General features: G+C 44.1%; 11 protein-coding genes. All 11 read right to left on the bottom strand.

From position 1 onward, the window contains the following. Nucleotides 1-5: 5 nt before the first annotated feature. The 11 genes from CUU66_RS06685 to CUU66_RS06635 all read right to left on the bottom strand — a co-directional run bounded on the left by CUU66_RS06685 (nucleotide 6) and on the right by CUU66_RS06635 (nucleotide 12,522). Nucleotides 6-965, bottom strand: a complete 960-nt coding sequence (locus tag CUU66_RS06685) for a C-terminal binding protein (RefSeq protein ID WP_101640905.1) — start codon at nucleotides 963-965, stop codon at nucleotides 6-8. A gap of 70 nt (nucleotides 966-1,035) precedes the next feature. Next, nucleotides 1,036-1,983, bottom strand: a complete 948-nt coding sequence (locus CUU66_RS06680; RefSeq protein WP_101640904.1) for a U32 family peptidase — start codon at nucleotides 1,981-1,983, stop codon at nucleotides 1,036-1,038. After that, nucleotides 1,980-2,891: a dihydrodipicolinate synthase family protein gene (locus CUU66_RS06675; protein WP_101640903.1), complete on the bottom strand. Its 912-nt coding sequence runs from the start codon at nucleotides 2,889-2,891 to the stop codon at nucleotides 1,980-1,982. The genes CUU66_RS06680 and CUU66_RS06675 overlap by 4 nt, the downstream gene beginning before the upstream one ends. Before the next feature lie 17 nt (nucleotides 2,892-2,908). Beyond that, the gene (gene dgoD, locus CUU66_RS06670; RefSeq protein ID WP_101640902.1) at nucleotides 2,909-4,057 is read right to left on the bottom strand and encodes a galactonate dehydratase; all 1,149 of its coding nucleotides are present in this window, start codon (nucleotides 4,055-4,057) and stop codon (nucleotides 2,909-2,911) included. A 67-nt stretch (nucleotides 4,058-4,124) separates the two neighbouring features. Then, nucleotides 4,125-5,591 (bottom strand): alpha-ketoglutaric semialdehyde dehydrogenase GucD, encoded by a 1,467-nt coding sequence (gucD, locus tag CUU66_RS06665; RefSeq protein ID WP_101640901.1) that lies wholly within the window; start codon nucleotides 5,589-5,591, stop codon nucleotides 4,125-4,127. 235 nt (nucleotides 5,592-5,826) lie between these two features. Next, the gene (locus tag CUU66_RS06660) at nucleotides 5,827-6,999 is read right to left on the bottom strand and encodes a UxaA family hydrolase (protein ID WP_180955186.1); all 1,173 of its coding nucleotides are present in this window, start codon (nucleotides 6,997-6,999) and stop codon (nucleotides 5,827-5,829) included. Then, nucleotides 6,989-7,288 (bottom strand): UxaA family hydrolase, encoded by a 300-nt coding sequence (locus tag CUU66_RS06655; protein WP_101640900.1) that lies wholly within the window; start codon nucleotides 7,286-7,288, stop codon nucleotides 6,989-6,991. The genes CUU66_RS06660 and CUU66_RS06655 overlap by 11 nt, the downstream gene beginning before the upstream one ends. Before the next feature lie 11 nt (nucleotides 7,289-7,299). Continuing rightward, nucleotides 7,300-8,187 (bottom strand): fumarylacetoacetate hydrolase family protein, encoded by an 888-nt coding sequence (locus CUU66_RS06650; protein WP_101640899.1) that lies wholly within the window; start codon nucleotides 8,185-8,187, stop codon nucleotides 7,300-7,302. Between the two features lie 38 nt (nucleotides 8,188-8,225). Then, on the bottom strand, nucleotides 8,226-8,990 hold the full coding sequence (locus tag CUU66_RS06645; RefSeq protein ID WP_101640898.1) for an IclR family transcriptional regulator: 765 nt from the start codon (nucleotides 8,988-8,990) through the stop codon (nucleotides 8,226-8,228). Nucleotides 8,991-9,048: 58 nt separating this feature from the next. Beyond that, nucleotides 9,049-11,253 (bottom strand): dihydroxy-acid dehydratase domain-containing protein, encoded by a 2,205-nt coding sequence (locus tag CUU66_RS06640; protein ID WP_101640897.1) that lies wholly within the window; start codon nucleotides 11,251-11,253, stop codon nucleotides 9,049-9,051. A gap of 15 nt (nucleotides 11,254-11,268) precedes the next feature. After that, the gene (locus CUU66_RS06635) at nucleotides 11,269-12,522 is read right to left on the bottom strand and encodes a hypothetical protein (RefSeq protein ID WP_101640896.1); all 1,254 of its coding nucleotides are present in this window, start codon (nucleotides 12,520-12,522) and stop codon (nucleotides 11,269-11,271) included. Between the last annotated feature and the right edge of the window lie 63 nt (nucleotides 12,523-12,585).

Below are 12,585 nucleotides of genomic sequence, written 5' to 3'. Positions count from 1 at the left end.
CCTTCTTACGTTAACGCGTACGGTGTTTTTTCACCGCTTAACACATGAACGATATTTTTGGCTGCTTTTTGCCGAAGCTCAATCATTGCTTCTTCAGAATACCAGGCACTATGCGGAGTAATGATGACGTTATCCATTTTAAGGAGTGGACTATCAAGACTGATAGGCTCATTTTCAGTCACATCAAGTGCAGCACCGGCAATTATATTATTTTCAAGTGCATGGGCAAGAGCTTTTTCATCAATGATCGGCCCGCGCGCTGTGTTGATAATGACCGCGTTTTGCTTCATTTGATGAAGCCGCTCTTCGTTAATTAAATGGTATGTTTCATCAATGAGGGGCACGTGAACCGACAGAAAATCGGATTCACGGATAATTTCGTCCAGTTCCATTTTTTGAACTCCTGCAGCTGCCATGTCTTCAGCCGATACGAAAGGATCATACGCTGCCGTTTTAAAGCCGAGCGGTTTCACTTTTTCGATAAAGCGGCGGGGAATACGGCCAAATCCGAGTACACCCACTGTTTGCTCATTAAACCGATGAATTGGAACAGATGCTTTAAAGTCCCAATTCCCCTTTTTTACTTCATTGTTTAAAATAGTGACCTTGCGTGCCCAAGCTAATAATAAGGCAAGGGCGTGATTGGACACTTCCTCCATGCCGTAATCTGGCACGTTTGCTACGGTGATGCCTTTTTCTTTTGCTGCATTTAAGTCAATCGTATTTACACCCACTCCGTAACGGGAAATAATTTTCGTATGTTCCAGTGATTCAATTACCCGGCGTGACACCGGCGCATATTGATTTAAGATGGCATCTGCATATTTTGCCTGCTCAATCACCTCATCCTCTGTCCTGCACTGAGCTTTAATAAATTCAATATCTATCCCGCTCTCTTCAAAAACTTCTTCTTCATATTTCAAATTTTCAAATTCATAATCTGTCAGCAGTACTTTAAATGCCATGTGTATGCACCCCTTCAATATATTAAGAGAGTCCCTAAATCCAGGACCCTCTCACCCGAATTTAGTTCGTTTACCTCGCTGCCTCTTTGTGGACTCTGGCAATGCCTAGTCCTTCTGCTCCAAGTTTTGATGTTTTGGCTTCCGGATAATAACGCTGAATCATTTGAATGCCAAGTGCAGCACGACGGACTCGCTCTTCGGCAAGTGAGATATTGGTGCTTTCCCATTGTTTCCCGGAAGGATACACATCTGGATGATTACGAAGACCAAATTTAATATAAACCGGTGCCAGCACCCTGATAATTTCAGGGATTTCATAATAGCGCAGAAATCCGCCGAAGGTATCCGGCACTTCAACATATAAATCTATCGGAATATCAATCGCCTGGCGGATCGCGGCTAATTTAGGAAGAGTCAGGGCTGATGGTACGTTATATGTATCCGCACCAAGGTCTTCCATTAATTTTACGGAAACTGGATTAGCAGCTCCCATCTGCACAGATACTTTGACCACAAAATCTTCTGGAAGCTGTCCTTTCATCTTCATTTCTTTCGTTAAAAGAAGAAGTCCTTCATCGGCTACGAGTGCACCGCGCAAACCAAGTTCAGCACCGCGCTTCAAGTCTTCCATAGCATATACAAGCTGATCGGCTCCCTCATGCCTGAGCCCCTGTGTCTTTCCTCCTGGTGTCAACGGCCCAGCACTGACGTCCCATGTACCTCGCGGGCCGACAAACAAACTTAGTTCCATGCCTCTCGCAGCTGTTAATTCGCACATTTCTTTAATTTCTTCATCTGTTTGCAGCATGATGCCGCTGCCTTGGGATACACGGTGTATGGTAATGCCGAGACGGTCTATTTCTTCTAACGTCTTTTTTAAAGCAGCAGGTCCTTCAACACTTGGCAGTTCAATACGGTATTGTGCTCCGTCCGGAAAAGTTTTTGTAGATGTAGGCAGTTCTTGAAAATCTGCGGACGGGTAGCCTAATTGTTCTAGCAATTCACGTGATTCTTTCATAATTGAACACCTTCTCCCACTTTTATAGTTTGTAATAGGGATGCTACATTGTCTCGGAGATTCGCAGGGAACACATCACACGGCGCGCGATGGCCCGCAGGCGTATTAAACCAGCGCTGATGTACAGCTTCTTTCATAGCTGTAAAATAGGTTGGCGTAAAAGTATACAACTCCATTAGTTTGGATAGGGTTTGATGATTCTTCTCCGCCTCAGCAAGGTCGCCTTTTTGGTACGAGGTATATAGGTTAACCGATATCTCCGGTGCAAAGACCGCGCTTCCATTGATACTTCCCGCTGCACCGATCATTTGAGCTGGAAGCAGATGTTCGTCAAAGGCTGAGAAGACCCGGAAGTCACTGCGCACTTTTGCAACTTCCGTCAAGACTTGGCGAAGGTGGCCAAAATCGCTGACTGTTTCTTTAATCCCCGCAATATTTGGATGCGCTTCAGCTAATTTTTTTATTAGCTCCACGTTCAAACTTTGCCCGGTTAGAAGAGGAATATTGTAAATAAATACTTGCAGCTTTGTATGATCAGCCACCATTGAATAAAAACGATATAGCTGTTCATCTGACAGCTTCCAATAGTAAGGGCTTACAACAAGGACACCGTCTGCTCCTTGCTCTTCAGCATAAGAAGTAAGGTGAAGAACTTCTTTTAAGGCGGTATGTCCGACCCCGACCATAACCGGTATCCTGCCGTTAATGTGCTTAATCATTTCCCTGACGTAAAGCTTATGTTCTTCTGAAGTAAGAGACGAAAATTCACCTGAGCTTCCCATTAGCAGAATGCCATGAATATTTTGTGAAATTAATAGATCGATATAACGTCTGTTCAACTCAAGATCTAAATTCCCCGCTTCATCGAACAATGTGACAACCGGGGGAATAATACCATGAAAGTTCAATAAGTTCTCCTCCTTGTTTACCATTCGGCAATACTTCCATCTTCATGCCGCCAAATGGGATTTTTCCAATCATGCCCGATTTGAGCTGCCTGCTTCACTTTTTCTTCATCTATATCGACACCAAGCCCCGGTTTATCAGGAATGCTTACATAACCATCTTCATATTTGAATAACTCTGGATTTTTCATATAATCCAGAATGTCCATTCCTTCATTATAGTGAATCCCCAAGGACTGTTCTTGAATGATAAAGTTAGGCGTCGAAGCAGCTAGATGAAGCGATGAAGCTAGTGTCATCGGTCCAAGAGGGCAATGCGGCGCAATTGATACATCGTAAGCTTCCGCCATAGCGGCAATTTTCTTTCCTTCTAAAATACCGCCTGTGTGAGAGAGATCCGGCTGTATGATATCCACATAACCATCCTGAAGGAGCTGCTTAAAGCCCCATCTTGTATACATTCTCTCTCCTGTCGCTATAGGGCAGGTTGTATGCCACGCGATATCACGGAGAGCTTCATTGTTTTCCGGCAGAACCGGCTCCTCGATGAACATCGGGCGATATGGTTCCAGCTCTTTCACGAGGGTTTTTGCCATTGTTTTATGAATGCGGCCATGGAAATCAACACCAATGCCAAAATCTTTTCCAACCGCCTCGCGAATAGAGGCAACACGTTCAATTACCGCTTCTACTTTTGAAAAGCTGTCTATGTAATTCATTTCTTCAGATGCGTTCATTTTTATTGCGAGAAATCCTTGTTCCTGCTTTTCTTTTGCTGCTAGTGCGACATCAACTGGACGATCGCCGCCTATCCAAGAATAGACTTTAATTTTTTGGCGTGCCTTGCCTCCCAGCATTTCATAAACAGGAATATTATAATATTTTCCTTTTATATCCCAAAGCGCCTGTTCAATGCCGGAAATGGCACTCATTAATATAGGGCCGCCCCTATAAAAACCCCCACGGTAAAGAGTTTGCCATATATCCTCTATTTCATTTGGATCACGGCCATATAAGTAGGAAGACAATTCATTCACGCACGCTTTAACCGTTTCGGCACGGCCTTCCACTACCGGCTCTCCCCACCCGGAAATGCCTTCGTCTGTTTCAATTTTTACAAACAGCCAGCGCGGCGGGACTTTATATAAGGAAATATTTGTTATTTTCATAAAATACCTCGCAAATTTTTTTGTAGACAGGAGGTTTCCGTAACCGGAAACCTCTTGTTCATTAAAATTATGAGCCTTTTATAAACACCGTTTTGATGGCAGTGAAAAATTCTTTTGCTGCTTCCCCTTGCTCCCTTGAACCGGAGCTTGATGCTTTCATGCCTCCGAATGGTGCCTGCAGCTCGACGCCAGCACTTTCCGCGTTGATCCGGACAAGTCCCACTTCAATTTCATCGATGAACTCAAGGATTGAATTGATATTAGATGTAAAAATGGAAGCGCTCAAACCATATTTTGTATTATTTGCAATTTCAATCGCTTCCTCAAGATCTGCTGCATGAATCAGTGCTATAACCGGACCAAAGATTTCTTCCTGAGCAATCTCCATATCGGCTGTTACATCTTCAAAGATTGCAGGTGTTACGTAAAAACCGTTTTCATATTCGCCGCCCTTCAGCACTTCACCGCCGGATACAAGTTTTGCGCCTTCCTGCTTTCCTTTTTCAATGTACTTTGTTACTGTATTAAACTGGCTTTCGCTGGCACATGGACCCATCCAGATTCCCTCTTTCAGTCCATTGCCCACCGTAATTTTTTCTGCTGCTTCTACCAGTTTTTGTTTAAATTCGTTATAGACCGCTGATTCCACAATTACGCGGCTTGAGGCGGTACACTTTTGTCCGGATGAACGAAAGCCTCCGCTGATAACTGCTTCAACCGCTTGATCGATATTCGCTTCTTTTGTAACAATAACGGGGTTTTTACCACCCATTTCAAGCTGATATTTAATTCCACGGGCAGAAGCTGATTTTGCTACACCCTTCCCAACATTTTCAGAACCTGTAAAGGTGATTGCATTCAAAAGAGGATGGTCAATAAGCCCTTGTCCGATTACCGAACCGGAACCTGTGATAAAGTTTAGAACGCCCTGGGGGAAACCGGCTTTTGCGAAGCACTCCATCACTTTGGCAGCGGTAACAGCTCCCTCAGTCGCAGGCTTCCAAACCACTGTATTGCCATATACTAGCGCTGGAGCCATTTTCCAGATGGGAATGGCTACTGGAAAATTCCACGGTGTTATTACTCCGACAACACCCAGCGGGGTACGTTTCGTAAACATGAGGGCATCTTTATCAGATGAGGGGATAACATCACCGTCTTTACGCATGCCCTCTGCAGCATAGTAACGAAGAATAGCGATGCCGCGCGCTGTTTCTCCCTTTGCCTCTGGCAGTGTTTTTCCCATCTCGCGTGTCATCATTTCGGCAACATCATCTAAGCTTTCTTCTAATATATTTGCTGCCTTGAAAAGGATCTGGCCCCGCGCAGCCTGGCCAAGCTTACGCCATTCTTTTTTGGCATGATGGGCTGCTTCTACCGCCTTGTTTAAATCATTTTCTGTTGAGCTTTGTACGTAGCCAACCGGTTCTCTATCGGCAGGGCTGATGCTTGTAATCGTTTTATCTGAAGCGCTTTCTATCCATTCGTTGTTTATAAAGTTTTTATAAGTTTTAGTTGCAAATGTAGTTGCCATAATTTTTCCGCTCCTTTTTTTAATCTCTGTTAATCTTGCCTGTTGATTTTCGCCGCAGGCACTCGCTTTTTCGCGAGCGGGCCGGAAGCCTCCTCTGCGCATAGGCGCCTGTGGGGTCTCCCTTGACCCGCATTTCCCGCAGGAGTCTCGCACCTTACATTCCAATCAACCTGTTTAACAATAGAATAGATTCACAAACTTAGTAAAAATAACAATCTTTTTAGAAAAGAGCCTTTTAAAATGTTGGCCCAATTCTCCAGATGCCAAAGTCATGCTGCTTTAATATCTCTGCCTTAGTGAGTTTACCGTTGCAAACCTGCATAATTTCATTCATGATCCGCTTTCCGACATCATTAACAGTTTCTAAGCCATTGACAATCGTGCCGGCGTCTAAATCCATATTTTCATTCATCCGCTCAAACATTGGTGTATTCGTTGATATTTTGATGACCGGTGCAATAGGGGATCCAGTCGGCGTGCCGCGGCCGCTTGTAAAAAGAACGACCTGAGCCCCGCCTGCAACCATTCCTGTTAATTGTTCAATGTCATGACCAGGTGTGTCCATCCATACAAGCCCCTTTTTAGTGGGTATTTGAGCATAATCAATGACTTCCTCAAGCCGGGTTGTACCCGATTTGGTTGAGGCTCCCAGTGATTTCTCCTCAAGGGAGCTTAAGCCGCCCTCGATGTTGCCGGGACTAGGATTACCGGTACGAATGTCTACACCCATCTGAATGGAGCGATTTTCCATCATTTTAATTACAGCATACGCTTTTTTCGCTACCTGGTCGTTTGCGGCACGGTTTGCAAGGAGGTGTTCTGCACCAATTAGTTCAGTTGTTTCGGCTAAAATCGCCGTTCCCCCTTGATGTACGATCATGTCACTGGCCTTTCCTACTGCAGGGTTTGCTGACAGCCCGGAACAGGCATCGGAGCCTCCGCATTCCGTACCAACGATCAGTTCACTAAAATCACATAATTCCCGTTGTACCATTGATGCATCCTGCACCATTTTAACTGCTATTTTTGCTACTTCCGCAATGGTTTGAAGCGTTCCCCCATGTTGCTGAATCGACACCGTTTCTACTGGTTTGCCGCATTTAGCAATTTCATCCCCAATTCGATGTGCCTGATGAGTTTCACAGCCCAGCCCCAGCACAATGACTCCGTATACATTTGGATTCATGCCCATTCCAGCATAAGTTCTTGCGGTTTGATCATAATCAGTACCTACCTGTGCACAGCCATGCTGGTGAATGAATGATACCGTTCCGCTTACAAGCTCTGTTACACGCTGGGCTGTTTGGGTCGCGCAGGTGATCGTAGGCAGAATAAGTACATGGTTCCTTACACCAACCCGGCCATCAGGGCGCCGATAGCCCCAAAACTGCAATTTTTCATTTAGCAACTTTGTCACCTCTTCCCCGTTTGCCTTCTAAATTGTGAACATGAACGTGGGCGCCTGCTGGAATATAAGAAACCGCTGCACCGATGACTTCACCATATTTGATGATGTCATCTCCTTGATCAATCTCTTTGACTGCGAATTTGTGGCCAAAGCGGATCTGTTCAAGAAGGGTAACCTTGAGGTCTTCCTCACCTGTCTGAATCACAACTTCTGTATTTTCTGGTATATCGGATAAAGCGACGGCTACACTATCTTTTTCACTTAAATACAGGGTCTTGTAGCTGCTCATTTCCTCACCCCTTAAATGGTTTGCACAGCTTTGCTTTGAATAACCGGATTGTTTAACACTCCAATACCCGGGATTTCAATTTCGATTCGGTCGTGATCCTTCAATGTGAATTCATTTGGCGGAACAACGCATGTTCCGGTAAGCAGAACCGTTCCGTCAAAGATCGTGTTATCCAGCACCAGGTACTCTACCAGCTCTTCCAGTGTGCGTTTCAGCTGGTTGACCTGGGCTTCGCCTTCGAATACCTTTTCTTCATTTCGATAGATACGGCAGATAATACTTAGCTCATATGGATCTGAAACTGCTTCTTTTAATAAAATGGAAGGTCCAATGGAGCAGGAGTTCTTCCAAACCTTGGCCTGTGGCAGATAGAGCGGGTTTTCCCCTTCAATGTCGCGGCAGCTCATGTCATTTCCTGCCGTGTACCCAAGCACTGTTCCTTCTTTGTCGATGACTAAACCCAGCTCTGGCTCAGGGATCTGCCAGTTTGAGTCTGAACGAAGGTAAACGGGATCATTCGGTCCAACGGTTCTGGCTGCGGTCGATTTGAAGAAAATCTCAGGTCTTTCTGCATCATATACTTTGTCATAGAACGTCTGGCGGTCAAGTTTCCCCTGTGTTGCTTCATAATTGCGCGCTTCCTTGCTTTTTTTATACGTTACACCAGATGCCCATACTTCTGGAGCATCGATAGGTGTTGTTAATTGAAGACCCTCGAGCGGCTGTGATTCACATTCAGCCGCAAATTGTTTTACAATGTCAAATGCTGTTTTGTTTTCACGTCGTGCCGATTCAATCAACGACATAAAATTTGTATACGGAAGATCCACTACTCTATTTTCATCCGTCACGGCAGCCAGTTGTTTCTCCTGATCTTTTATATATCGAATAATTCTCATTTTTTAAATTCCTCCTTAATTTAGCAAGTCCATTCATTTTAAATTTTTTGAAATTCATAGCCGAGTCCCTGGGAAATTTTACTGCTGCATTCCTTTAACATACCTACATAATAATCATGTGTTTCTTCACCCTTATACGCAGGTATTGATACACTCATAGCCGCAATCACATTGCCTGAATAATCTTTTATCGGGACGGCCAAGCAGACAATTCCCGGTTCATTTTCTTCGTTATCTATTGAATATCCGACAGTCCGTACTTTTTCAAGCTCAGTTAAGAATTCTTCTTTTGAACCAATTGATTTGTCAGTTGGCTTCGTATACATATAGCCTTCTAGCAGAAGATTTAATGCACTGTCTGTTTTGGCTGCAACAAGTGATTTTCCAACTGCACTTGTATGAATAGGAACACGCCGTCCAATGCGGGAATACATTACCGTTACTCCGCTGCCTTCCACTTTATCGACATAAACACCCTCCTGTCCTTCCAACACTACCAGGTGGACAGTTAAGTTCGTCTCAGCGGATAACTGCTCAAGATGTTTTCTTGCAACATTGCGTAAATCAAGATGGCCTAACACCATGCTCCCTCTCTCAAACAGCTTTAAGCCTAGAGAGTACTTTCCATTTTCTTCATTTTGGGATATATATCGCTGTACCTGTAAGGTTTTTAAAAGAGAATGAACGGTGCTTTTGTGCAAGTTCATTCGTTTGCTGATCTCAGTGATCGTTAATTCTCTTTCTCGCTCATCAAATAAATCTAATATCTTTAATGCCCGCTCCACGGATTGTATGATAGGCATGTTCCTCACTCCTTTAGACCTAGTATCCTTATTGTAACGGATTTATGAGGAGCATGCTTTATTGAATAATTGCGTCTGATTGTTCCCTAACAATATCTTTCTCGTAATCTAGCACCGCGTCGTGGGCAACTGCCAGTGGTACAACGCCGTTCGCTGCATCCGTGTGCCCATACATCCGGTTGCTCGCCGCCACCATCTTTTGGCGGACCTTCATACGCTGTTTTCTCTCGATGGCAAGTTCCTGCCTTTCCTCCTTCAACTCTTCTGTAAATTCATGCACAAGCACATCGTCAATTAGCCGTAATGGATCAACGAAATCAATTCGTCCATCCCGCAGCTGCAAATGAAGAATATCCCCTGTTTTCAGATAGCCGACCCCTCCGCCTTCGAACGCTTCAGGTGTCATATGGCCAATTGCAGCTCCATAAGTTACGCCTGAATACCGTCCGTCACTGATGATTGTTGCCAGCTTTTTCATTACACGATTTGCATTAATGTGCTGCATCGGCGTAAACATCTCTGGCATGCCAAAGGCTACCGGTCCCTGGCCTGCGATAATAATGGCGAGTTTCAGGATTCCTGATTCTGCCATCTCATCAAAGAGTTCGTCATAAGATTTATCTTGAAGACGCTGCCATTCTTTTTCGTTGTTGTATCTCAAGGTTGAAAGCAAATGATGATGCGGGATTGTCTGCTGTTGTTTTAATTCTGTTAGGAGATTCGTATCCAGCAGACTTTGATTCGCTTCATCTTCATTTTCGTAATACAGGACAAACGCAAGCTTATCATCAAAAGAGTCAAGCTGAGGAGTTGGCATACCGCTGATTTTTACTACTGCACTTTCAAAGAAATTCCCTTTTAACACGTCCACCCCGCTGAAACTGCGTTTTGGCTTCGATAATATAACAGGATTTTCTTTAACATTGACCGCTTGCAGACTGCGGGTAATCTCGAGACGCTCCTTCCACGTTTTCCCCACAACAGTTGGTGCATCCTGATCCATTGGTACTCCATTTTCCAAAAGTTCATAAAAAAGAGTTTCCATTCCCCTGCTGGTTCCGCTGCAGCACTGCATGGCAAGCGAATAAATGTCCCTGCCCTGTGTCAGGCTGTAGTCAAATAAATCTGGGATGGGATACTCATGATGAATCCGATCCAAATCCCACAGGCTGAATTTATACCCTGCATAAAGCATTCCTGCGACTAGATGCATCATTAAGTTAGTGGAGCCTCCGGATGCACTGTGGATCCGGATCGCGTTTTTAATGTTAGCCGCTACAATATTCGCTACGCCATACTGCTCTTCATTTATCATTCCTGCAAAGCTGTCAAGCACTGCATTAATCTGCCGCTGTGAAGGCGGGTCTGTCAGGAGCTCGACTGCCGGGTGAACCAGTCCAAGGCCAGCCACTAAATGGCGGGAACTATTTCCAGTGCCATTAAAAGCACATATTCCGCCCTGGCCATCGCATGTAGCGACCGCTAGACGCATTTCAAAATATTTATGCTGTTCATGTGTTAAAATACCGCGTTCATATGCACGCTCGAAGACTCCCTGAAATGCCGTGTTAGATGAACATTGCAATATATACGCCATCGTGTCTCTAAGATCCAGGGCAACATCCGCTGCTCCTTCTCTTTCTGCTTTTACCGCCAGCCCTTCCAGCTCCTGAATCACATCTTCCGGAATGGAGCCTCCTTCTAAGACATGGGCTGGTGCGAATGTTGCAAAAAATGGCGCTTCACCGCGGCTCCGCCGCACACGATCAACGTGAGCGAGCGCACTTACTACACCCAGCGGCTGCTTGTCGCATCCTTGAATGACAAAAGCCCCATGGTAGCTATGTGCTTCGAGCTGGTTAACAACCATTTGCGCAACAGCATTCCGGCTTTGAAGAGAATAGCTCATGCCTTGATTACTCTGGGCTGTTCCGTCACACATAACCGGTGTTGAGAAGTAAAAGGGTACTCCTCCATTCTGCCAGATGCGTATTGCTGCCCTGGCAGAAGTTTGAAGGTCCATAATGTGGGCTGGATGGTCGGAGGAACCGCCAATAATTGCAATCCTTGGTGCATTATGTTCAAGCCTCATATAAATTTCTTCAAGCGACCAGTCAGGTTTTCCACCTTCATACGTAACCCCAAGGGTTTGTTTAGAGCGATCAAGAAGTCCCGCTACCGTAATCGGTTCATTCGCCTTCCCTTGAACGTTATCCCTGTAAGGATTGATATCGCTGTTAATTTGAGGATATAAATGGAGCATACTACCATTCCTTCCTTATTGTAACCATATTAGAAACAGTGCCAGAACAGTCCCTGCACTGCTGAAAATCAACGCGAACTTTATATTGTATAGTGATACTCTATACGGATTATCATTTAGCAGCATACTCATTAAAGACACAGTTATATTGTAAGGGCCGCTCATCACAGTAGAAAGGCTGGACGTTATTAAAACAATGCTTAGCGCTACAGGGTTCAGTGCAGCTGCTGCCGGGCGGATCGCTTCCCCAATTATTGCCATTGTAACTAGGGGATGAAATCCTCCCATCGCCAGCAGCAAAAACAGAACCTGAATCAGTAAAAAAAGAAAAATAGGCATTTTTGAGAGCTGTACGAATGGGTGCTGCAGAAACTTCAATAAATGTGATTCTTCCAGCACACTTATAAAGAACCCTAGCCCGAGAAACAAGACCATATAATTTTGTAACGAGGCCGTTTTTCTTTTCCATACCATTACACTGTAATTCAGATAAGACTTTAATTTTTTTATAGTAAGTGCCCAAAAAATGGCATACGGCAGTATGGTAATGGTTACCGACGTAAGAAAATTCAAGTGTAGAAATTTCTTAAGTGCCGTTACAGCTGCAATAAAAAGAAATAAATGTACAAAAAGAAAGAGAATATTTTTTAGAATGACACGCTTATTAAACTGGACTGACTGCCCTGAAGAATTTAGTTTGAATTTTCTATATTGCTTCGCCAGCAGCCAGTCAAGCGCGAGTACCAAAATAGATAGACAGAATAAATATGGAAGAATCGTATAATAAGATACTTGTGTAAGATCAATCGTTAAACCAACGAGTATCTCCATAGGACTCCATATCAGGCAGAGTGTATAACCTCTCAAGATCATGCTGGCTATATACCGTTTCTTTATATTGGAAGCTTCCATAAGGGGACTCCGCTCGATTACCTGATGCACAAAAGGGATAACCCCGATATTGAGAAACATGCCGATAATATAAGAAGTTAAGGAGCCACGGCAGTATACTTGGCTCAAGTCACTTGTTTTTAACTTAAGCAGTTTATTTACATTTCTGTCGTAATTTCCAACTCGTATAATACTGTTCATAAAAGGAAGTACGACAAACAACGAAATCATGATTGCCATCCGGTTAAAGTAGATCGGTACGTTAACAAACGATATTTTATAAAAAATCATTAAACCCAGGCCTGTGATGATAAATATTAAACTCGTTCTTTTAAACAAAAGAGTAGATTTAGAGAAAGATAGTGCAACTGAGATCATACCCAGCACACCAGAGACGTAAGTAATCCACTCAGCCTGCAAAAAAATAGAAATTAAATAGGC

The organism is Peribacillus deserti (genome assembly GCF_002863585.1).
GTDB lineage: Bacteria > Bacillota > Bacilli > Bacillales > DSM-1321 > Paraperibacillus > Paraperibacillus deserti_A.
Note: the sequence above shows the minus strand (reverse complement) of the source record. Positions and strands in the feature narration are given on the sequence as shown.

Coding starts and splice junctions, on each gene's coding strand:
- CUU66_RS06685 (WP_101640905.1), bottom strand. CDS start 965: ATGGCATTTAAAGTACTGCTGACAGATTATGAATTTGAAAATTTGAAA.
- CUU66_RS06680 (WP_101640904.1), bottom strand. CDS start 1,983: ATGAAAGAATCACGTGAATTGCTAGAACAATTAGGCTACCCGTCCGCA.
- dgoD (WP_101640902.1), bottom strand. CDS start 4,057: ATGAAAATAACAAATATTTCCTTATATAAAGTCCCGCCGCGCTGGCTG.
- gucD (WP_101640901.1), bottom strand. CDS start 5,591: ATGGCAACTACATTTGCAACTAAAACTTATAAAAACTTTATAAACAAC.
- CUU66_RS06655 (WP_101640900.1), bottom strand. CDS start 7,288: ATGAGCAGCTACAAGACCCTGTATTTAAGTGAAAAAGATAGTGTAGCC.
- CUU66_RS06650 (WP_101640899.1), bottom strand. CDS start 8,187: ATGAGAATTATTCGATATATAAAAGATCAGGAGAAACAACTGGCTGCC.
- CUU66_RS06645 (WP_101640898.1), bottom strand. CDS start 8,990: ATGCCTATCATACAATCCGTGGAGCGGGCATTAAAGATATTAGATTTA.
- CUU66_RS06640 (WP_101640897.1), bottom strand. CDS start 11,253: ATGCTCCATTTATATCCTCAAATTAACAGCGATATCAATCCTTACAGG.
- CUU66_RS06635 (WP_101640896.1), bottom strand. CDS start 12,522: ATGATCTCAGTTGCACTATCTTTCTCTAAATCTACTCTTTTGTTTAAA.